The following is a 20134-nucleotide window of genomic DNA, read 5'->3' as shown; positions in this document are numbered from 1 at the left end:
ATCACGCCTGACCTGAACATGCCTATGCGGGGTTGGCGTCCAAGTCCAGTATCATCCGAGTATTGCCCAACGTATTGGGTTTAACCCTGGCAAGGTCCAAGAACTCCGCGACACCTTCATCGGGTGAGCGCAGCAGCTCCACGTAAACTTCCGGATCCACGGGAGCTTGGTCGGCCATGATGCGGAAGTTCTGACGGATGAAGAAGTCAACCTCGAAGGTCAGACAGAACACTCTCGAGACCCCGAGTACACGGGCCCTGGCCAACAGCTGTTGAAGCAGGGCGGATCCGACGCCAAGCCCTCGCCATGAATCCAAGGTCGCCAGGGTGCGGACTTCAGCCAGGTCCTCCCACATCACATGCAGCGCGCCGAACCCTATGAGATCCCCGCCGCGGTCCTCGGCGATCAGAAACTCTTGGATGGACTCGTAGTATGTGACACGTTCCTTGGGCACCAGCACGCGCTTCTCCACCAGCGGCTGGGCCATATTCACAATGCGCGCCACATCTGAGGTTTTGGCCGGACGAATGGTGAAGTCTCCGTGATCGACACTCATTCTGGGATCTAGACTCATTCCGACCTCCCGGTCATTTCGAACGTGTACGGCTGACTGGTGATCCCAGAGACTGCGGCGGTGAGCTCATAATCACCGGTCGCGAGATCGGCCGGCTCAGAGCAGTCCACTGCAGAATCTGAGCGGGGCCACAGCATATTAGCGCGTTCGGTCTGTCCCGGTTCAAATTCCACCTCCAGCGATTCTCCTTCAAGATCACACTGAGCAGTTGTGAAGACCTCCCGACCACCCGTGGACACTCTGAACTCCTGCTCGGTGGTGCCCACGTCAAGGGTGCACTCCTGACCACCGGTGTTCTCTATCTCCATGATCAAAAGGGGTGCGGTGGAGGCGTCGTATGCTTCATGACTGGTTCGAGCGCGGACCTCAATATCGGCCGGAGCGCAGTGGCCCTCCTCCACTGTCTCCTCAGATGCTTCGGCACCGTCGTCATCGGTTTCAGCATCACCCTCATCGGGCTCATCGGTGGGTTCGTCCGCTGGCGCGGGGGCGGCGTCGTTGTCATCTTCAGGTTCGGTCTGCGCCGAGGACTCGGTCTGCTCATCGCCAGTGGCGAAGGCCTCGTAGGCGACTCGTGCGCCCCAAATCGCGAGCGCGAGGAAGAAAACCGCCAGCAGGGCCGCCACCAAACGCCGGCGGCGATACACGGCAGGGGAAGGGCGTCGGCGCTGGGTCATAGTCCTCAAGGGTAACGAGGGCGTGAACCAGAACAGTGCACCGGCGCGGGGTCAGAGAACCAGCCAGCCCAGCACTCCTGCTGCGAGCACCACCGCCCAGGCGGGCACTTTCCAACTGTTCAGCGCCACGAAAGACCCGACGGCGAGCACCAATGCTCCCAGCCCAACATCCAATACCCCAGCGGTGAATACCGGGTCGTAGAGGGCAGCTGCAAGGATCCCCACCACACCAGCGTTGACCCCCATAAGGGCTCGCCGGGCGTGGGCGTTGCTGCGCAGCGCCTCCCAAAACGGTAGGGCCGCCAGGACCAGGAGGGCCGCGGGCAGGAAGATGGCCAGCGTGGCGATCACCGCACCCGTGACCCCGCCGGGACCTTCCATGGTGGATGCTCCGAGGAAACCCGCAAAGGTGAACAGGGGCCCAGGAACCGCTTGAGCTGCGCCATAGCCGGCGAGGAAGGTGTCGGCCTCAACCAGGCCAGCATTGACAGTCTCCGCCTGCAGCAGAGGCAGCACCACATGCCCTCCGCCGAAGACCAGGGATCCGGCGCGGTAGAACAGATCAGCCAGAGAGGCGTAGGCATTTCCGGTCGCTGCCACCAGCAGTGGCAGTCCAGCCAGGAGCACCGCAAACAGGCCGAGGCAAACGGCAGCGAACTTCTTGGAGACTCGGACTGTGAAAGCGTCGCTTGCTGCGAATTCGTCTGTAGGAGGCCGCAGCCACAGAAGACCACTCAGTCCTGCAGCAACGATGGCCGCGACAAGGATGAACGGGCTGGGCAGTAGCAGCACAATGATCATGGCCACGGCCGCGATGGTGGCTCGCGGGGCGTCGGGCGTAAGATTCTTGGCCATGCCGAGAACTGCGTGGGCCACCACGGCGACGGCAGCTGCCTTGAGTCCGTGAACCCACCCGGCCTCGGACAGGTCACCGGCACCCGCGACCCCGTAGGCGAACGCCACCAGCAGTACTACTGAAGGCAGGGTAAAGGCGAACCATGCGGCGAACATGCCCAGATAGCCAGCACGCTGCAGACCCAGGGCCATTCCGACCTGGCTGGAGGCAGGTCCGGGTAGGAACTGACACAGTGCCACGAGGTCGGCATAGGCCTTCTCACTGACCCACCGCCGACGTTCCACGAGTGCTTCGCGGAAGTAGGCCAGGTGAGCCACCGGCCCTCCGAAACTGGTCAGCCCCAGACGGAGGAATACGAGAAAGACTTCAGTGACGCTGCCCGGATGAGTGTTCCGCGGGCTGGGCGCGGGTGGGGATGAGCTCACACCCGCTATCTTGACCCGGGATACCCACTCGGTCAAGATTAGGTCAATGAACGTTGAGGCAATTTCTGGCTCGGGCGCCCCGCAGCGTGATGTGCACTCGCGGGCTGCTCAGCACGCTGCTCTGGCAGAGCCGCTGCGCCTGCGGATTGCGGATCTGTTGACACTGTCGGATCTTTCATCCTCTGAATTGCGGACGCAGCTGGGCATCCGGTCGAATCTGCTCGCGCACCACCTGAGTGTTCTGGAAGAAGCAGGTCTGGTTCAGCGCAGGCAATCTGAGGGGGACCGACGCCGCAGCTATGCAACACTCACCTCGGCACACCACAGCGCGGCGGTATCGGGCCCTTCGCCTTCACATGCCACGCAAGGAGACAGGCCCAGGCGGGTAGCGTTCATCTGCACCGGGAACTCCGCTCGGTCCCCATTTGCCGCGGCCCGGTGGAACGCTGGATGGGGCGATGAGTTTGGGGTCAGGGCAGTTTCAGCGGGCACGCACCCCGCACCGGCGCCCTCGCCCCGGTCCGTCAAGGCTGCTGCAGCCCTGGGCGTGGACCTTTCGGCGCATACACCGCGCCTCATCGGCACCCTCAACGCGAAGGACTTGGTCGTCGTCGTCTGTGACCGGGCGTATGAGGAGCTGAGCAAGGGTTTTCGTCAGCACCAGCCGAGGATCCGCCACTGGTCGGTGCCGAACCCCGGACCTGCGGGGTCTACGGCAGCCTATGAAAACTGTTTCGAAGATCTCTCACGCCGCGTCGAGGCACTGGGATCTAGTCGGCGGTGCTGATCCGCAAATCTGCGGAGGAGACAAGTCTTTTGCGCGACTAGCGTGGGCGGAACTGAGAGACCACTGGGCAGTCCATAGGATCTGAGTAGCCCAGGCCAACCCGGTTGAGGTACCGCACCACAATGACCCAGGATTCGACCAGTCCCGCCTCGGTGTAGGTAATCCCGCGCTCTTCGCAGAACTCACGGACCAGCGGCTGGACTTTGCGCAGGTTGGGGCTGGCCATCCTTGGGAAGAGATGGTGTTCGATCTGGTAGTTCAGCCCGCCCATGGCGGTATTCATAATGCGACCACCGCGGACATTGCGGGAAGTCAGGATCTGCCGCTGCATGAAGTCGACTTTTGCGTCCTTGGGGATCAACGGCATGCCCTTGTGGTTCGGCGCGAAGGTAGAACCCATGTAGACACCAAAGACCGCCACCTGCACGGCGACGAACGCAGCTCCCAGACCGGGGCCGAGCAGAAGAATGATCGCTGCGGGATATCCGATGAGCCGGATGGCGAGGAAAGTACCTTCGGTCCAACGGTGCTTGAGGTTCTTGGTGGTGATGACGGTGTGGACCGCGTGGTAGTGCAGAACGAACCCGAACAGGGTGAGGATAGGGAAGAAGAACCAGCCCTGACGCTTGCCGAACCAGGCTGCGATGCCTGTTCGTCCGGCTGCGTCTTCTGGGACGAAGGCCAATGTGCCGGGGGCGATGTCTCCGTCTTTGCCAATCACGTTGGGGTGGGCGTGGTGTTTGCCGTGCTTCTTAGCCCACCAGCCGTATGACATGCCGACAACGAGGTTACCGACGATCCGGGAGAGTCGGTCATTCTTCCGACCGCTGTCAAAGACCTGCTGATGCGCGGCATCATGGGCGAGGAATGCGACCTGGGTGAAGAGCACACCGAACAAGACTGCTACAGCGAGCTGCCACCATGAATCACCGACGAGCACCAGCAGAGTGCCTGCACCGATGAAGCTGAGCGACAGGGCGACGACGCGGCCGATATAGCTTTGGGCCCCACGTTCCATGAGCCCTGCATCCTTCACGCGCTGGGCGAGCTCAAAGAAGTCATTAGTCTGCCTATTGGGGGCGGACTTGCGCTCAGACCGAGTGGCGGAAGCTGTGTCTTGGGTGATCGTCATTATCCGCTCAAATCCCTCTCTCACACGTGGCGACGAACCAGGCACGGTCCGCTCTTAATTCAACGGTATGCGAGTAGAGCTTCGCGCGCGTCACCCGTAGGAGCCAACATGACCCCCTACCGGGGTAGTGTCACAGAGGCAAGACAGCCCTCACCACGAACCCTCCGTCAGGGGTGCTTCCGGTACTCACGCTGCCGCCCACTGCGCTGGCGCGTTCACGGATTCCGCTCAGTCCCAGCCCCGCGCCGGGCGCTGGATCCACGATTTCCTTTGGGGAGGGTCCGTTCATGACCGAGATCCGCAGTTGTCTGCCGGTGCTGTGCGTCTCGGGCGCGACGTCGACCTTCACCGTCGCTGAGGGCGCATGCCTGAGGGCGTTGCTCAACGCCTCCTGGACGATTCTGTAGGCGGCAAGCCCAGTCGCGGCAGGAGCGTGGGCGTCCTCGGTAAGGTTCAAGCCGCTGTAGGTGATCGTGGTCCCGGAGGCGCGCGTCGCGTCGATCAGCCCATCGATATCCTCCAAGCCCGGCTCAGGCGCAGTGGGCACTTCATCCTCACCGCGCAGGATGCTGAGCAACATGCGCATCTCACCCAGCGCTTGCCGTGATGAGCCAGCAATCTCATCGAATTCCCGCAGAGCCGTGGAACTCATCCCAGGAATGCGGTACTGGGCCGTGGCGGCCTGGACGCTAATGACCGACATCGAGTGGGCCACCACATCATGGAGCTCCCGGGCGATCCTATTGCGCTCTTGAAGCTCTTTGCGCCGCCGGTCCTGCTCGGCGCTGGTTCGTTCGGCTGCTTCCAGCCGACCCGCGTTGAGAATCCAGATCCTGACCAGGACGCCGATCACGACGACCCCGGCGGTGACCGAGGCGTAGACGATGCTGTTTGCCATCGCCCCATCGGGCATCTCAGCCACGCCCAGAAGTGCCACCAAAGTGAGCACCGCACCGGCGCACCATGCCGAGACTGCCAGGTACCACGGCCGGGCCAGAGCTGCGACTGTGAGAACCGCTGATTGGGTGATCAGTGAGGTGACGGGCCAAGGCCATGGAGCCGCACCGGAGTCCACAGCTGCCACCATGATGCCGCCGGCAGCACCCAGGGAGAGCGCGAGGCCGATCCATGGCCGGTGCAGGGTGAGTACGACCGCACCACAGTGGACCATCACCAAAATGAGGGCGAAGACCACATTGACCGAATGGATGGCGGCAGTGACGGGCCATCCTACGAAGAAGAGCACCACTGCCGCGAAGCCGGTACCGATCCAGGACCACGCAGCGGGGCTGAACGATGCCGTGCGGTAGCTCCCGTACGCCCTTGAGGTGAGGTCCGTGGTAGCCGCATCACGTCTCCCTGAAGCCAGCAGCGCCGTACTGAGGGAAACATCTGCTGCGGCGAGGGCGTGGATTACCGCCGGCAGGGTGGCCAGCACAGCCAACCCCAGGAGGAAGAATACTCCGGCATCCAATGCGTACTGAGTTACTGCAGTAGGTGGTGCCAGCGCCGGATTAACCGCGTTCAGCGCGCGAATGAAGACACCCTGGTCAGGAAGGAACAGTGACCAGAAGAAGTACGTCACCGCGGCCGGGCCGGCCAGCGACCACACCACGGCTACAGTGAAGGTGATCAGCCGCAATGGCATGGTGATGAGCATCTCGAAAACCAGATCCAGCCAGCGTCGAGGATCGGCTAGGACTCGCAGCCGGTCCTTCACACCTGAACCCAAAGGCTGATAGGCCACCGGTGGCGCTGCCGCCCCCCAGCTGCGCAGACGAGTTCTGTCCAGTTCGGCGAAACCGGAGGCGACCACCAAGGTCAAAGGCATCAGGAGTGCGCCGACCCACACAATCGCGGTCGCCGCCGAGACAACCGTCATCACCAGCAACAGGCTGAAGCTGAACAGGGCAATCGGGAACCCAGGCAGTACATAGGTGTAGTCCCGGGCAAGCCGGCGGGCGATCCCCCGCGTTCGCTCAGCGTGCTGCCATGTGGACGTCATAGAGTACACAGTACGAAACAATCGGTGTTCTCCGCGTCCTGCTCAGGGCTGAGTCTCACCGCTCTGGGAGTGATACTTCAGAGGGACCCCGCTGGAGGTCCGGACAGCCGCGATCCTCCTGTACCGTAAACCCGTGGTTACCTCCCCTGACGCTCCCGATGTGCGCGTGCTCATCGTGGACGACCAGCACATGATCCGCGCTGGCTTCGCCGCGCTGCTTGACGCCCAGGAGGGAATCGATGTGGTCGGCACCGCGGAGGATGGGGCCGGCATCGCAGATATTGTCGAGACCACTCAGCCCGATGTTGTCCTGATGGACATCCGCATGCCTGAGGTCAACGGCCTCGAGGCCACGCGCACGGTCCTCGGCATGCCTGGCGATCCCCCGCGAATGCTCATGCTGACAACTTTCGACGCCGATGAATACGTCTTCGCCGCCCTGCGTGCGGGAGCCAGTGGTTTCCTGCTGAAAGATGCGACCCCGGAGGAGCTGGTTCACGCTGTTCGGGTGGTGGCCCAGGGTGAGGCGCTGCTGTCACCGCGGATCACCCGCACGCTGATCGCTGATTACGCGGAAAGGCCGCCCTCCCCCGCTCAGAACATGGCTCTGTTGGCAGGTTTGACTGAGCGTGAACTGGACGTGATGCGTCTAATATCCCGCGGCCTTCCCAACGCCGATATTGCTGCCAACCTGTTCCTCGCCGAGCAGACCGTAAAAACGCACGTGTCGCGAATTCTCAGCAAGCTCCAGTTGCGTGATCGGACCCAGATTGTGGTCACCGCTTACGAATCAGGTTTGGTCCGCCCCGGGGAGTAGGAGCCCCATCAGAGGGTTCCGTGCCCTCTGATTGAATAGGACCATGACGACGCCTGTACCTCCCATTGCCAAGAAAATTCCCACCCACCGCACCCGCCACGGCGACACCTTCACTGATCCCTATGAGTGGATGCGGGATAAGGACAGCCCGGAGGTTCTTGAACATTTGAGGGCTGAGAATGCTTTCACGGAAGCTATCAGCGCTGATCAGGAGCCGCTGCGCGGGGCGATATTCAATGAAATCAAGCGCCGCACTGTGGAAACGGATCTCTCCGTGCCCACCCGGCGCGGCTCCTGGTGGCACTTCGTCAGGACTATCGAAGGGGAGCAGCACCCGGTGTTCTGCCGGGTCCCAGCCTCGGAGGAAGCGTCGTCCTTGTCCGCGTGGACCCCGCCGGAGGTGTCCCCGGAGGCCACTCTGGAAGGTGAGGAAACCTACTTCGACACCAACGCAGAGGCGGCCAAGCATCCGTTCTACTCCCTGGGCGGTATGGCTGTCAGCGAGGACGGCACACTCCTTGCCTACTCGGAAGACACCTCGGGCGACGAGCACTTTACGCTGAGGCTGCGGAACCTCAGCACGGGCGAGGCCCTCCCAGAGTCTGTGGAGAATGTCCACTATGGGGTCCATCTCTCCCCCGATGGTCAACGCGCCTACTATTTCACCGCCGATTCTGCATGGCGGCCCTACCGGTTGTGGCAGCACACGGTGGGCACGCCTGCTGATCAGGACCGTCTCCTGTTGGAAGTCGAAGACATTACGCAGTGGTCCGGCGCAGGCCTCTCGGCTGACCGGCGTGAGCTGGTGATCGAGTCTGGTAACTCCGAATGGAATGCCACCCGGCTTTTGGACGTCACTGACCCTGAAGCCGAACCGCAGGTGGTTGTCCCGGCCGAGCGGAAGCTGCTGAACTCTGTGGCGCCCTGCGATCTGGACGGTCAGCGGATGCTGCTTATCACGCATAATCAGCACGGCCCGAACAATGCGGTATCGCTGACCACAGCTGAGGCTCTGCTGGACCAGGACCAGGCCGAGACGTTGGATCTGGGCCGCACTGTGATCCAGCACGACGACGCGGTGAAGATTGATGACAGCCTCACCGTGACCTCAGCCCAGGTGCTGGTAGAGGCGCGCATCAATGCGAACCCTTCAGTTCGTCTGCTGTCCTGGGATACTGTCCGCCAGGTGCGCGACGGTGGGGAAAGTGTGTCGGCGGCGTCATTATCTGGTCCTGTCTTTGAGGACCCGATGCACTCGGTCAATGTGGTGCAGGCACGCTACGACGCGCCCCTGTTCCGCGTTCTGTATTCGTCCTGGCTGGTTCCGGACCGCATCTACGATATTCCGCATCAGGACCCGGTGCCCCTGTTGCGCCGCGAAACCCCGGTCAACGACTATGACCCTGAAGACTACCGGGCCATCCGGGAGTGGGCAGTGGCTGAGGATGGCACTGAGGTTCCCGTGACCGTTCTGCATCATAAGAGCGTCACGCCGGATGGAACGAACCCTGCGGTGATCTACGGCTACGGTTCCTACGAGATCTCCAATGATCCGGGTTTCGGTGTTCCTCGGCTCAGCCTGCTGGACCGCGGGATCGTGTTCGCGATCGCCCATATCCGCGGCGGCGGGGAACTCGGCCGGCTCTGGTACCAGCACGGTAAGAAGCTGCAGAAGAAGAGCACCTTCACAGACTTCCTTGCCGCTACCGAGCATTTGGTGGCTTCCGGCTGGGCCGATGCTGGCCGTATCGGTGCGATCGGCGGGTCAGCCGGTGGGCTGCTAATGGGTGCGGTGGCCAATCTGGCTCCGCAGAAGTACCAGGCGATCCTGGCGCAGGTGCCGTTTGTGGACAACCTGACGACCATCCTGGACCCGGACATGCCGCTTTCAGCCGGTGAGTGGGAGGAGTGGGGTAATCCGATTGAGGACCCTGAGGTGTACCACTACATGAAGTCCTACTCCCCCTATGAGAACGTCCATCACGCTCACTACCCAGCGATCGCTGCTGTGACCTCTTTGCATGACACCCGGGTGATGTATGTGGAGCCCGCCAAGTGGGTGCCTGCGCTGCGTGAGCACCAGCAGGGGGAAGCTCCTATTGTGCTGAAGATCGAGATGGACGGCGGCCATGGAGGAGCCTCAGGCCGCTATGAGAAGTGGAAGGACCGAGCCTGGGACTACGCCTGGGTGGCGAGTTTCCTGGGCGCCGCAGGCTCCTGAGGTGGTGTGTGCGGGAGACCTAATAGGACGGTCAGACCAGTCAGCCCATGTTTCCCATCGGCCCTCCCGCTGCGGCCAGAAAACTCAGCAGAAACACAGCATCCGGTGGGACACCTCAAACGTTAACGCTGGTGTCCCATCGGATGTTGTCTGTTGCGAAGGGTGGGGCTAGCTGGTGAACCGCTCAATGGAGCGAGTCAGTTCGGCCTCGGCCTCTTCGCGGCCCTGCCAGCCTTCAATCTTGACCCATTTGCCTGGTTCAAGGTCCTTGTACCGGGTGAAGAAGTGCTCAATCTCTTGGAGGATGTGTTCGCCCAGGTCACCGATTTCCTGGATGTGGTCGAACCGCTTGTCGTCTGGGACGCAGACCAGTTTGGCGTCGCCGCCGCCGTCGTCGGTCATGTTCAGCACGCCGACTGGCCGGGCCTCCACCACGACACCGGGAATGAGGTCCACGCCGGGAATGTAAACCAGCGCGTCCAGAGGATCGCCATCCTCACCCAGCGTGTCATCGAAATACCCGTAGTGCGTGGGGTACTGCATAGGGGTGAACAGCACCCGGTCCAGCCGTAGGCGGTGCGTTTCGTGGTCGATCTCGTACTTCACGCGAGAGCCGGTGGGGATTTCGATGGTGACGTCGCGGACAATTGCCACAGTTCCTCCTTGATGTTCAGGTCAGGTTCTCACTGCTCAGCGTATAACGACGACGCCTACGCTCGCTGGACGGTGGCAGTCCAGCCCATGCCACGTGCCGCCTTGACTCAGAACCTAGCGGTTAGGGTACTGAGCATGACTGAGGATCTGGGTCCCACACTGCTGACGGCTCGCTTACGGCTTCGGGTTCCGAACGAGACGGATACGGTGTTTGCTCAGAGTATGTACTCCGTGCCGCAGGTGGTGCGGTACATCGGCAGCGGTGAACCGGAGCGCAGCAGGCAGCAGGCCGCTGCGCGTATTGAACGGTACCGGGAGCGGTTCGGCTCACTGACCGGGGTCTGGCTGGTCGAGGACCGTGCGAACCGAACACCCCTAGGGTTCGTGCTGCTGAAACCAATCCCGTTCTCCTCGGGTGTGGAGGCCGAGCAGGAGGACATTGAGATCGGGTGGCATCTGCATCCGGATGCCTGGGGAAATAGCTTTGCCGCCGAAGCTGCCGGAGCGCTCGTCACACACGCTGAGTCTCAGGGCCTGCGGCGCCTGGTCGCGGTGACACACCCCGACAATGGGGCATCGAAGGCGGTCGCTCTCAAGCTGGACATGACAGCCCGGGGGCTCACGCCCCGCTACTACAACACCACCTGCGAGTTATTCACCCTGGACCTGTGAGTTCAGGCGCTGAGCCCTAGCCGGCTGTTGAGGTTGACCTTCACAGCGGGCCACTCTACAGCGACGATGGAGAAGACCACCGTGTCGCGCACAGTGCCGTTGGGCAACACTTCATGCTGCCTCAACACACCGTCTTGTTTGGCACCTAGCTTCGCAATGGCAGCCCGAGACTGCTGGTTGAACCAATGGGTGCGGAACTCCACGCGGAGACAGTCTAACTCTTCGAAGGCCCGCTGCAGCATGAGCAATTTCATGGCAGGGTTGATGGAAGTAACTTGAACGCTGCGAGACAACCATGTGGAACCAATCTCTAGCCTTCGGTTCTCCTGGCTGATGGCCATGTATGTAGTCATGCCAACTGCTCGCCCAGTGGTCGGTTCGATCACGGCGAAGGGCACCATGGAACCGTCCTGGTGCAAGTCCAACCGACGTTGGATCTCGTCGCCCATAGCTTCCGGGGAGGGCACACGGGTGTACCAGGTCTTCCAGAGTTCACCGACGCTCACCGCCTCTGACAGTTCGGAGGAGTGGCCGTGCCGCAGCGGCTCAAGCCGGACAAATTCATTGCTCAGCACCGGTGTCTCAAGATACTCCATTGGGCCATCGTAGCTGGGTGCCAAGTTGCCGGGACAGTGTCTGAGAGGCGGCTTTCGCACGGGCGACGACGCTGCGGGCTGGGACACCAGCCTCGGGGTAGGTGCGGTTGACGATGAGTTCGTTCGCGCTACGCCAGAGATCGACCCGTCCGATGAGTTCGGTACCGGAGAGCACACCCATCACGTAATGCCCGTAGATGCGTTTGTCTTTGGGCACATACGCTTCAAACGTGTAGTCGAACCCGTAAATCCGTTGAGCTCTGCGGCGGTCGCGCAGCAAGGGGTCGAAGGGACCTATCAACCGGGCTTCCTTGATGGGCCCATACCCGGGGTGGCGCTCCCCGCTGTCCAGCAGCTCGGGCAGCACGTAGGCGGTTTCTTTCCATCCCGGGACCGCGAGTGGTTCAAGTCTGGCCAGTTCAGTCCCGGAGGCGGCGTCGCTTTTACTCAGGTGGTAGTGGTGGGCGAAGTCGCTGACGGTCATCACCGCAAGGCTGCCTGCCGCCCGGCGGGCAAGGGCTGCACGAAGCTGATCAGGGGGTAGGTTCTCTGCCTCACGGACCTCAGCGGGCAGGGCGCGTTCGGGGAGGTCAAAGAGCCGGATGACGCCGTCGCGCGCGGTGATGACCAACTCTCCGGTGCGGACCATAAGCTCTGCAGCACTCTTGATGGCTGACCAGTTCCAACCAGTCGTCCGTGCTGAACCTAGGGCTTTCTCAATGGTGCCTATCTGCACTCCGCGAGGGGATGCCGCGACTACTTCGCGAATCTGCTGGCGGAGCTGGTCGGAAAGAGTCGCTCCGTATTTTTCGCGGACGCTGTGTCGGCGCAGCTCCAGCAACCCCCAGTCTTCCAGAGGGAAGACGCAGGCGACTTTGGTGAAGGATTCAAAAGCGACGGGAGAATGCCCCGGCCACAGTGCAGCATCAACGTGCTCCGCCCTGTGTTTTCGCGGAAGGCGGGTCAGACAGGTCAGTCGCTGAGCGGTAGAGACCCGGGTGAGGGGATCCAATTGGATCAGCCCGATTCCGCGCAGCACATCAGCGGCGTCACCGTAGTCACCGGCCCCTGCCGGTGTGGGAATTCTTTGCGCATCCACCACTACCTGACGGACCCACTCGGTGCTTACAGTCGTGGGCTCTTTAGGCATGGTCCAATCCTGCCATGAGCCTCCGACCCGGGGCTCACCGTGGGTTCAGCTGGGACGTTGCGACATTGTGAGGCTATATAAGCCCCTCAACAAAGGTGAGGGTCAAGTATCAGCTGGTGGTGGCGGCGTCGTGCTCTGAGAGGTTTTCGTCGCTGAGCAGCATGAAGTCGCGCAGCAGCTCATTGCCCAAAACCTTGACAGTCCACGTGGGGCGCAGGAAATCGTTCTTGGACATCCGGTACTGGATTTCCCATTCAGCTTGTTTGCCGTGCGCATCAGTCACACGGTGGGTTCCGCACTGGAAGTAGCCCAGCGTCTCAGAGACTCGCTTGGACGGCTCGTTCCAATCGAAAGCTCCCGATTCGGCGAACTCTGCCCCGAAGTGGTCGAAGGCCCACATGAGCATCGCAGCACGCTGCTCCTTGCCGTAGCCCTTCCCCTGCGCATCGGCGCGCAGCCAGCTTCCCGAGTTAACGGTCCGGAGCACTTGGTACTTCTCAGCCCAGACATCCTGCATACCGATCAGCTGGCCTTCACTGCCGTCCTCATTGCGAACGAAGACGGCAAGCATGAGGTACCAGGAGTTCGGCCCAATGGCGGGGCGTTTGGACCACAGCCAGGTGAGTGAGTTCTTTGCGATGTCTTCGGGTGAGTTCTCATCCCACGGTGAGGCGAAGGAATTCCGCCCGGTGGTCATAATCCCGGATGACGCCGCAGCAATGTATGCGGGGAAGTCCGTTTCCCTGACCTGGCGTAGCACCAGTCTCTGGGATTCGATGCGCAGCCCGAATGGGGGCCACACATCTTCCAGCGTATGCGTGGGGTCGTCTCGGTTGACGCGGAACTCAGTCATGAACTGAGCCTAGCGTTCAACGCTGCGAGAGGTGGAACTTCAAGGAGAAGTTGTTCAGCAGCGCTGGTAGGCGCCCCGGCTCCAGATCGTGACTCAACAAGTCGATAGAGCGCTGTCCAACAATCTGGGCAATGAAGTTTGAGGTCAGCAGCAGCACCAAATGCCGGCCCGGGCACAGGCCGGGGCCCGCACTGAAGGGCACGAGTGGCCACTCGTCCCGGGTCCGCTCGTGATCCCACACCTCAGGCGAGAACCGGTGTGCGAAGTCGAGGTTCTTCTCATCGCGGTGGAAGAACGGTGCGAAGATTAACACCGTGGTGCCTTCCGGCATGACGCCGTGTTCAAACTCGACCTCACGGGTGGTCTCGCGGAGAATCATTGGGGTCGTGGCCCACAGCCGCAGCGACTCCAACACCGTAGCCCGCAAGAGCGGAAGCATGGGCGTATCCGCCTGTGCCTCTTCGTCAACCTGGAATCGGGCGGCGTCGAGCCTATCCTGGTGCGAAGCCAGCAGGGCAAGGCCGCGGTAGCTGGCCATACCGGCCGGGTCGAAGGCGAATAGCCACTGCGGTATCTGCTGGACGTCTTCTTCGCGGGAGGTTTCTGAGTTTGCGCTGGTGCCCATCTCATTCATGAAAGCTGCGATGCTGCCCGGTTCAGCCCGAGACACGGCCTGGTCAATCCGTGCGTGGATCTCATCGCGGGCATCGGTGTCCACCGGGCGGAAGAAGGCCCAGTTGCCCCGTGCGCGCTGTGTTTCCATGAGCTCGATGAGCTGCTCATCATCACGGTAGGAATCCCCCAACACGACCCTGTTGACCAGCCGGAACCAGGCCTTGAAATAGGTGCTGTAGTCCAGGCTGCCGCCAGCAGTGTCGACCTGCTCAAGCAACGCTTGGGCTTCTTCCCGCACCGCTGGCATGAACTGTTGGGCCATCCTATGGATGGGGTGATTGTGGTCCAGCAACTGCTCATTGACCTCCCGTCGGCGGGCACGTTCCGGCCCATGAGAGATCAAGGCCACTTGAGGCTCAAAGTGCTTCAGTGCGTGGCGCTTGAGAGTCTCGGCGGTGGCGAAGGGCTCGGGAGATTCCTCCAAAATGCGGTGTACATGGTCGGGGTCCAGCACCATTGACATCTTCCGACCAGGAAGAGCGAGCATGATCGGGCCCCTGCCGTACTTTTCCGCGATCGTCTGCATCCGGGTGACCGCCCTGGCCTCAAGACCCAAGTTCTCTACCGCCGCGACCATACGTGGGCGGCGAATAATCGGTCCCTTAGAAATAGTGGGCAGTTCCACCTCAGCGAGGATTTTCGCTGTTTCGACAGGAGACGCCGTCGGAAGTGGGTTCTGCACCGAAGTGGGTCCCGAGTCGTAGACAGACCCGACTGGGCCTGTACGTCCAGTGTGTGAATGCGTCATGGGTGCCACTCTCGTTCAGCTGGTAGTGTACCGGTGCTTCAACCCGAACATGGTGACCTGAATACTGGCTGGCACTACCGTGGACGCTTCCCAACACGGAGGATTGTGTCACCAGTCACATGTTAGTCATATACTGACACTCTGAGGCCTCACATCGAGGTGGGTCACAGCCTGCCGTCGTGTGACCGAGGTCGCTACACATCGCACCCTGAGGAGTCACCATGGACGCACCGAATTCGCTGGTGCTGGCCATCATCGGCGTCATGATGATGCTGGCCGGCTATTTCCTTTATTCACAGTTCTTGGCGAAGAAGGTCTATAAGGTCAACGCTGAGTTCAAGACCCCGTCGCATGAGTTCAACGACGGCGTGGACTTCCTCCCCACCAACCGCTACATCCTCTGGGGCCACCACTTCACCTCTGTGGCCGGTGCTGCACCCATTGTGGGCCCAGCCGTTGCAGTCATCTGGGGCTGGTTGCCGGCATTCCTGTGGGTCACTATAGGCACAGTCTTCATGGCCGGAATGCACGACTTCGGCGCACTCTGGGCTTCCACCCGGAACAAGGGCCGCTCCATGGGGGCACTGTCCGGGACCTATATAGGTGCTCGAGGGCGCAACCTGTTCCTGGTGGTCATCCTCCTCCTGCTGCTGATGGTGCTGGCAGCATTCGCCGTGGTGATTTCGGGGCTGCTGGTCGCGCAGCCAGGTGCGGTGATCCCCACCTGGGGCGCACTCATCGTCGCTGTTCTGGTTGGTCAGGCCATCTACCGGTTCAAGTGGAACCTAATCGCGGTCACCGCCGTGGGCGTGATCCTGCTCTACGCGCTCATCCTGCTGGGCAACGCCTACCCGGTATCGCTGCCCGAAGAAGGAATGTTCGGTCTCACCGCGGAGGGCATCTGGATCATCCTGCTGTTCCTCTACTCCGGTATCGCCTCCATGCTGCCGGTGTGGGTACTGCTGCAGCCACGTGACTTCATCAACGGCATCCAGCTCTTCATCGGATTGGGCATCATCTACGGCGCAGTCCTCATGGCCACCCCCACAGTGGTGGCGCCGGCGATCAACAACAATCTCCCGGACGATACGCCTCCCCTGGTGCCGCTGCTGTTCGTCACCATCGCCTGCGGCGCCATCTCCGGATTCCACGGGATCGTCTCCTCCGGAACGTCCTCCAAACAGCTGGACCGTGAGACCGACGCCCGGTTCGTCGGATACTTCGGCGCAGTCGGTGAAGGCCTGCTGGCCCTGGGCGCGATCATCGCCACCACGGCCGGCTTCCAAACGGCGACGCAGTGGCGCGAGTTCTACGATTCCTTCTCCTCCGGTGGAGTTCCGGTCTTCGTGGAAGGCGGCGCCTCGATCATCAACGCAGGCCTGAATATCCCGGCTGGGCTCTCCGCCACCATCCTGGCGACCATGGCGGTCCTCTTCGCAGCGACCACCCTGGACACAGGAACCAGGCTCATGCGGTTCGTGGTGCAGGAGATCGGCCAAATCGCTGGAGTGAAGATCACCACCGGGATCGCCACCCTGATCGTGGTGGTCATGGCCTTCGCCCTGACCTTCTCACAGGGCGCAGACGGCGCCGGCGGTATGGCCCTGTGGCCACTGTTCGGCACCACCAACCAGCTGTTGGCAGGCCTGACGCTGACCATCCTCACCGTCATGCTCATCAGGAAGGGACGCCCGTTCCTCCCTATCCTCATTCCTGCGGTGTTCCTGCTCTTCATGACGATCTACGCCGCGTTCGTCCAGCTGGTGAACCTCTACAACGCCGGCGACTGGCTGCTGCTGGTCATCGACATCATCATCATCGTTGCAGCGGCCTGGGTTCTGGTCGAGGCGGTCATTGCGATGCTCGCCGCCCGCAAAGGCCCCAAGGATCCTGAGGACGACGTCGCGCTGACCGAAGATCAGAAACTCCCCCGGTCCGCGTGAGAACCCGCCATACGAGGCGACCTGTAGTCTCGTGGCCATGAGCTGGTTCGACCGTGCTGAGAGGGGGCTGCGTGAGTTCTACGTAGCCCCCTACCGGCGCGTATTCGCCAGGGCCAAACGTGATGAGGAGGACCTGTTCATGATGCTTGTTCTCTCCGAAGCTCTCGGGGTCCCCAACCCGGCTTCTGGGGCCACTTTGGAGCTGCTACCAGAAATGCTGGACCGGATGCATGACTGGCATATCCGCCAGGGTCTCGACCAGTCGCCTCTCGATGGCATGCAATGCTGCTAGACCTCGCCGCCAACCGGCAGGTGCTGTTCATCGGCGGCAAGGGCGGTGTGGGAAAGACCTCCGTCTCCTCAGCCGTGGGGCTGCATCAGGCTCGCGCCGGGCGCCGGGTCCTGCTGGTCTCTACGGACCCTGCACATAATCTGGGGCATCTGTGGGACCGCCCCGTAGGCGATGAGCCAGTCCTGCTCGCCGACGATGGCGGATCCGGTGTGCTGGCCGGTGTGGAGATCGACCCCAGTGCAACAATCGAACGCCACCTGAAGCAGGTCGGTGAAACGCTTCGCGATTTCATGCCCGAGCACCTGCACAAACAGGTGGACGCGCACCTCCAGCTGGCCCGCCAATCCCCCGGCACCCACGAGGCCGCCATCCTGGAGCGTATCGCCGAAGTAGTGGACCTTGCGGAGCGGGACTACGACCTGATCGTGTTCGACACCGCCCCTTCAGGCCATACGGCCCGGCTGCTGGCGCTCCCGGAGATCATGTCTGCCTGGACTGAAGGGCTGCTCAACCGCCGAACCAAGGCCGAGCGGTTCGGCGCGGCCATTAGGGCCCTGGATAACGACGACGACCCCAGCTCCTCCCGGGGGGCCAACCGTGACCGACGGATCAGACAGGTCCTTACCCAGCGCCGAGTGACGTTCGAGAAGCTGCGCGGCCTCGTCACAGACTCCTCGGCGTGCAGCTTCGTGATTGTCGCCACCGCTGAGCGTGTCCCCGTCTTGGAGTCCGCTGAGCTGTTTCACGAGCTGGAGCGGCTCGGAGTTGAGGTGGGCGGCGTCGTCGTCAACCGGCTCTCCCCCACTGATCACGGTGACTTCCTGGCCGCCAGGCGCGCTCAGGAGGAGGTTCATCTGGCCAAGCTCCGCGAGCTGCTTCCCCGTGTGGAGGTGGACACGCTTCCCATGCTGCCCGGAGACCTCGTCGGGGAACCGGCAGTGGACCAGCTGACGGCCTGCCTGAGCTAAGCCACGGCAGCACCGAGGTGCTCAGCATGATCTTCTACGTGTGGTTCGTGCCGACCGTCCTGTTTCCGGGCCGCTGAGCCTCACTTATGCCGGGAAGCTCTTCAGTCTTCGAGGATTCCGTAGAGCAGCGTCACCAGGCCGTCGTCGTCCACCGATCCGGTGACATCGCTCGCAGCCGCTTTGACTTCCTCAACGGCCTGCCCCATCGCCACGCCCAGATGAGCCCATTGGAGCATCTCGATGTCGTTGCGGCCGTCCCCGCAGGCCACAGTAGCCCGCATCGGAGCCCCAATCCTCTGCCGCAGCCTTTCCAGGGAGGACCCCTTGGTGACGCCCTCAGCGGCAATATCCAACCAGGCGGACCAGCCAACGGAGTAGGTGACCCCGTGGAGCCCGATGCCTTTGACTGCCCGGGCGAATTCCCGTGCGGTGGCGTCGTCAGAATTGACCACCAAACGGACTGCCTCAGCCTGCTTCAGCTCCTTGAGGCTCACCGGTTCAGGGCTCAGCCCAAAGGTCAGGTCTTCAAACCGCTCTGTGGCTAGGAAGTGCCCGGCAGACGTTTCGATCGCGTAGCGGGCAGTGGGGAGCTTCTCCTGGAGAGCGTCCAATGCGGGGGCGGGGTCAAACACCTGCTGGTCAAGGATTTCATAGCCGTTTTCCAGCGAGGTGTCGATCCTCAGTGTGACCCCGCCGTTGGAGCACACTGCGTAGCCCTGGGTGATACCGAATGTTTCGACCACGGGCAGTGTGGCCGGCAGTGAGCGCCCGGTGGAGATGACCACGGTATGACCGTCGCCGACCACGGCCCGGCCTGCTTCTTTCACCGCCTCAGTCATGTAGCCGTCATGGTTGACGATTGTCCCGTCCACGTCCAGGCACACCATCTTGGTGCCGGGCTGGTAGGTGAAGCTGCCCCCATCGCCGGCGGCTGGAATGGCGAAATCTTCCTGCCGCTGTTCCTTAGCGGTCTGCACTGGTGAGTTCATAGGTTGAACAGTGTACGACGGCGCGCAGGCACCCGTGTGGGCATTAGGGCGACAGTTTGGCTACTGTTGACCCAGAATTCACGTGAGGAGTACTACATGAACGCGTCGACACCGACCGTCACAATCACCGCAGGCGGGTACACCGCCAGCATTTCCCTGCGCGGGGGCCAGCTGTTGAGCTTGACCACCTTGGACCCGGTGCACAGGGCCCCGCAGAACCTCATTGTTCCCGCGGAGCAGGGCGAAGGCGCCTATCCCGGTGCAGTGTTGGCGCCGTGGCCCAATCGCATCGCCCAGGCCAGGTATACCCACGCGGGGACCTCCTATGAGCTTCCAGTCAATGAGGAAGCAACTGGGGCTGCTCTGCATGGGCTGCTCCATGATGTGGACCTCTCGATTCAGCTTCAACGTGAGTCGGAAGTTCACTTGACAGGCATTATAGAGCCCTCAGTCGGGTACCCGTTCCGTTTGGAGGTTGTGCTGGTCTACCGCGTCGCCGGGCACCTCGGCCTGACGGCGACCCTGAGCACGCGCTACATCCCGGAGACATCCCCGGGCGACGACACCGAGGCAGCGGGCCCTGCCACAGCACCCTATGGTGCGGGATTCCACCCGTATCTGACCGCGGCGGATGCTCCGTTGAAGTCCTGCCGACTCCGGCTGCCTGCCTCCACCGTGGCGAAGACGAAAGCCAGCGGCAAGGTGGTCGGTTCGAAGCAGGTCTCAGGTGATCTGGACCTGACAAATGGCCCTTTGTTGGCCGGGCTGACGATCGACCACGCCTATACCAACCTGCCTGAGCAGGGTTGGAGCGCTGAGCTGATCCACGGCCCCAGCGGTTTCGTGGTGCGGATGATCGCCGATACTCCGTGGGCCCAGGTCTACACCGGTGAGAGTCTCAACCGCGCTGGTGTGGCGGTTGAACCCATGACCTGCCCGCCTAATGCGTTTAACTCGGGCAAGGATCTGGTGGAGTTAGAACCGGGCGTCTGGCACCGGGTCGGGTACTCGCTGGAGGCATTTCACCTCTAAACCTCGATCCACCGACGCGGCCTCTGAAGTGCTGCTGAAATCCTGAACAGCAGGTGCGTGGAAGGTGG

19 protein-coding genes are annotated in these 20134 nt (G+C 62.1%); 8 read left to right on the top strand and 11 right to left on the bottom strand.

The genetic code is table 11. The annotated features are described in order from the left end of the window. Positions 1 to 22: 22 nt before the first annotated feature. Genes FEF26_RS07745 through chrA form a run of 3 tightly spaced genes read right to left on the bottom strand, consistent with a single transcriptional unit; the run spans position 23 to position 2532 of the window. Complete coding sequence (locus FEF26_RS07745; protein ID WP_138252968.1) at positions 23 to 556, bottom strand: amino-acid N-acetyltransferase; 534 nt, start codon at positions 554 to 556, stop codon at positions 23 to 25. A gap of 14 nt (positions 557 to 570) precedes the next feature. Then, positions 571 to 1251 carry a hypothetical protein gene (locus FEF26_RS07740; protein WP_138252967.1) on the bottom strand — a complete coding sequence of 227 codons (681 nt, stop codon included), beginning with the start codon at positions 1249 to 1251 and terminating at the stop codon, positions 571 to 573. Between the two features lie 51 nt (positions 1252 to 1302). After that, positions 1303 to 2532: a chromate efflux transporter gene (gene chrA / locus FEF26_RS07735; RefSeq protein WP_138252966.1), complete on the bottom strand. Its 1230-nt coding sequence runs from the start codon at positions 2530 to 2532 to the stop codon at positions 1303 to 1305. Positions 2533 to 2578: 46 nt separating this feature from the next. Here chrA and FEF26_RS07730 point away from each other — a divergent pair, with 46 nt between their 5' ends. Next, on the top strand, positions 2579 to 3319 hold the full coding sequence (locus FEF26_RS07730) for an arsenate reductase/protein-tyrosine-phosphatase family protein (RefSeq protein ID WP_138252965.1): 741 nt from the start codon (positions 2579 to 2581) through the stop codon (positions 3317 to 3319). A gap of 37 nt (positions 3320 to 3356) precedes the next feature. Here FEF26_RS07730 and FEF26_RS07725 read toward each other — a convergent pair whose 3' ends face one another. Both FEF26_RS07725 and FEF26_RS07720 read right to left on the bottom strand, forming a co-directional pair. Beyond that, positions 3357 to 4451: a fatty acid desaturase family protein gene (locus tag FEF26_RS07725; RefSeq protein WP_138252964.1), complete on the bottom strand. Its 1095-nt coding sequence runs from the start codon at positions 4449 to 4451 to the stop codon at positions 3357 to 3359. Between the two features lie 130 nt (positions 4452 to 4581). Continuing rightward, a complete protein-coding gene (locus FEF26_RS07720) occupies positions 4582 to 6456 on the bottom strand; it encodes a sensor histidine kinase (RefSeq protein ID WP_138252963.1) in 1875 nt (624 codons plus the stop codon). A gap of 133 nt (positions 6457 to 6589) precedes the next feature. On the opposite strand from FEF26_RS07720, the gene FEF26_RS07715 reads away from it, so the two are divergent. Both FEF26_RS07715 and FEF26_RS07710 read left to right on the top strand, forming a co-directional pair. Then, positions 6590 to 7273: a response regulator gene (locus tag FEF26_RS07715; protein ID WP_279536479.1), complete on the top strand. Its 684-nt coding sequence runs from the start codon at positions 6590 to 6592 to the stop codon at positions 7271 to 7273. Between the two features lie 43 nt (positions 7274 to 7316). After that, positions 7317 to 9494, top strand: coding sequence for a S9 family peptidase (locus FEF26_RS07710; protein ID WP_138252962.1), 2178 nt, complete (start codon positions 7317 to 7319; stop codon positions 9492 to 9494). A gap of 168 nt (positions 9495 to 9662) precedes the next feature. On the opposite strand, the gene FEF26_RS07705 is transcribed toward FEF26_RS07710, so the two are convergent. Beyond that, complete coding sequence (locus FEF26_RS07705) at positions 9663 to 10142, bottom strand: inorganic diphosphatase (protein ID WP_138253005.1); 480 nt, start codon at positions 10140 to 10142, stop codon at positions 9663 to 9665. Positions 10143 to 10283: 141 nt separating this feature from the next. Between FEF26_RS07705 and FEF26_RS07700 the strand changes: the two genes are divergently transcribed. After that, positions 10284 to 10820 carry a GNAT family N-acetyltransferase gene (locus tag FEF26_RS07700; RefSeq protein WP_138252961.1) on the top strand — a complete coding sequence of 179 codons (537 nt, stop codon included), beginning with the start codon at positions 10284 to 10286 and terminating at the stop codon, positions 10818 to 10820. A gap of 2 nt (positions 10821 to 10822) precedes the next feature. On the opposite strand, the gene FEF26_RS07695 is transcribed toward FEF26_RS07700, so the two are convergent. The 4 genes from FEF26_RS07695 to FEF26_RS07680 form a co-directional block, all read right to left on the bottom strand. Next, positions 10823 to 11416, bottom strand: coding sequence for a GNAT family N-acetyltransferase (locus FEF26_RS07695; protein WP_138252960.1), 594 nt, complete (start codon positions 11414 to 11416; stop codon positions 10823 to 10825). Next, on the bottom strand, positions 11403 to 12566 hold the full coding sequence (locus tag FEF26_RS07690; protein ID WP_138252959.1) for a DNA glycosylase AlkZ-like family protein: 1164 nt from the start codon (positions 12564 to 12566) through the stop codon (positions 11403 to 11405). The genes FEF26_RS07695 and FEF26_RS07690 overlap by 14 nt, the downstream gene beginning before the upstream one ends. Positions 12567 to 12675: 109 nt before the next feature. Further along, positions 12676 to 13419 carry a GNAT family N-acetyltransferase gene (locus FEF26_RS07685; RefSeq protein ID WP_138252958.1) on the bottom strand — a complete coding sequence of 248 codons (744 nt, stop codon included), beginning with the start codon at positions 13417 to 13419 and terminating at the stop codon, positions 12676 to 12678. Between the two features lie 16 nt (positions 13420 to 13435). Beyond that, entirely contained in the window at positions 13436 to 14842 is a 1407-nt protein-coding gene (locus FEF26_RS07680; protein WP_138252957.1) for a cytochrome P450, read from the bottom strand. A 221-nt stretch (positions 14843 to 15063) separates the two neighbouring features. On the opposite strand from FEF26_RS07680, the gene FEF26_RS07675 reads away from it, so the two are divergent. Genes FEF26_RS07675 through FEF26_RS07665 form a run of 3 tightly spaced genes read left to right on the top strand, consistent with a single transcriptional unit; the run spans position 15064 to position 18045 of the window. Beyond that, positions 15064 to 16785, top strand: a complete 1722-nt coding sequence (locus tag FEF26_RS07675; protein ID WP_138252956.1) for a carbon starvation CstA family protein — start codon at positions 15064 to 15066, stop codon at positions 16783 to 16785. Positions 16786 to 16822: 37 nt separating this feature from the next. Next, positions 16823 to 17077 carry a cory-CC-star protein gene (locus tag FEF26_RS07670; protein WP_138170523.1) on the top strand — a complete coding sequence of 85 codons (255 nt, stop codon included), beginning with the start codon at positions 16823 to 16825 and terminating at the stop codon, positions 17075 to 17077. Continuing rightward, on the top strand, positions 17068 to 18045 hold the full coding sequence (locus FEF26_RS07665) for an ArsA family ATPase (protein ID WP_138252955.1): 978 nt from the start codon (positions 17068 to 17070) through the stop codon (positions 18043 to 18045). The genes FEF26_RS07670 and FEF26_RS07665 overlap by 10 nt, the downstream gene beginning before the upstream one ends. A gap of 101 nt (positions 18046 to 18146) precedes the next feature. Here FEF26_RS07665 and FEF26_RS07660 read toward each other — a convergent pair whose 3' ends face one another. Next, entirely contained in the window at positions 18147 to 19034 is an 888-nt protein-coding gene (locus tag FEF26_RS07660) for an HAD family hydrolase (RefSeq protein ID WP_424991729.1), read from the bottom strand. Positions 19035 to 19130: 96 nt separating this feature from the next. On the opposite strand from FEF26_RS07660, the gene FEF26_RS07655 reads away from it, so the two are divergent. Further along, the gene (locus FEF26_RS07655) at positions 19131 to 20066 is read left to right on the top strand and encodes an aldose epimerase family protein (RefSeq protein ID WP_138252954.1); all 936 of its coding nucleotides are present in this window, start codon (positions 19131 to 19133) and stop codon (positions 20064 to 20066) included. The last annotated feature ends 68 nt before the right edge of the window (positions 20067 to 20134 follow it).

Origin of the sequence: Nesterenkonia salmonea (genome assembly GCF_005771525.1) — a bacterium.
Classification (GTDB): domain Bacteria; phylum Actinomycetota; class Actinomycetes; order Actinomycetales; family Micrococcaceae; genus Nesterenkonia; species Nesterenkonia salmonea.
Note: the sequence above shows the minus strand (reverse complement) of the source record. Positions and strands in the feature narration are given on the sequence as shown.

Bases quoted from the DNA above. Each gene is read 5' to 3' on its own strand.
- FEF26_RS07745 (WP_138252968.1), bottom strand. From the start codon at position 556: ATGAGTGTCGATCACGGAGACTTCACCATTCGTCCGGCCAAAACCTCA.
- FEF26_RS07740 (WP_138252967.1), bottom strand. From the start codon at position 1,251: ATGACCCAGCGCCGACGCCCTTCCCCTGCCGTGTATCGCCGCCGGCGT.
- FEF26_RS07730 (WP_138252965.1), top strand. From the start codon at position 2,579: ATGAACGTTGAGGCAATTTCTGGCTCGGGCGCCCCGCAGCGTGATGTG.
- FEF26_RS07725 (WP_138252964.1), bottom strand. From the start codon at position 4,451: ATGACGATCACCCAAGACACAGCTTCCGCCACTCGGTCTGAGCGCAAG.
- FEF26_RS07720 (WP_138252963.1), bottom strand. From the start codon at position 6,456: ATGACGTCCACATGGCAGCACGCTGAGCGAACGCGGGGGATCGCCCGC.
- FEF26_RS07710 (WP_138252962.1), top strand. From the start codon at position 7,317: ATGACGACGCCTGTACCTCCCATTGCCAAGAAAATTCCCACCCACCGC.
- FEF26_RS07700 (WP_138252961.1), top strand. From the start codon at position 10,284: ATGACTGAGGATCTGGGTCCCACACTGCTGACGGCTCGCTTACGGCTT.
- FEF26_RS07695 (WP_138252960.1), bottom strand. From the start codon at position 11,416: ATGGAGTATCTTGAGACACCGGTGCTGAGCAATGAATTTGTCCGGCTT.
- FEF26_RS07690 (WP_138252959.1), bottom strand. From the start codon at position 12,566: ATGCCTAAAGAGCCCACGACTGTAAGCACCGAGTGGGTCCGTCAGGTA.
- FEF26_RS07685 (WP_138252958.1), bottom strand. From the start codon at position 13,419: ATGACTGAGTTCCGCGTCAACCGAGACGACCCCACGCATACGCTGGAA.
- FEF26_RS07680 (WP_138252957.1), bottom strand. From the start codon at position 14,842: ATGACGCATTCACACACTGGACGTACAGGCCCAGTCGGGTCTGTCTAC.
- FEF26_RS07675 (WP_138252956.1), top strand. From the start codon at position 15,064: ATGGACGCACCGAATTCGCTGGTGCTGGCCATCATCGGCGTCATGATG.
- FEF26_RS07670 (WP_138170523.1), top strand. From the start codon at position 16,823: ATGAGCTGGTTCGACCGTGCTGAGAGGGGGCTGCGTGAGTTCTACGTA.
- FEF26_RS07665 (WP_138252955.1), top strand. From the start codon at position 17,068: ATGCTGCTAGACCTCGCCGCCAACCGGCAGGTGCTGTTCATCGGCGGC.
- FEF26_RS07660 (WP_424991729.1), bottom strand. From the start codon at position 19,034: ATGAACTCACCAGTGCAGACCGCTAAGGAACAGCGGCAGGAAGATTTC.
- FEF26_RS07655 (WP_138252954.1), top strand. From the start codon at position 19,131: ATGAACGCGTCGACACCGACCGTCACAATCACCGCAGGCGGGTACACC.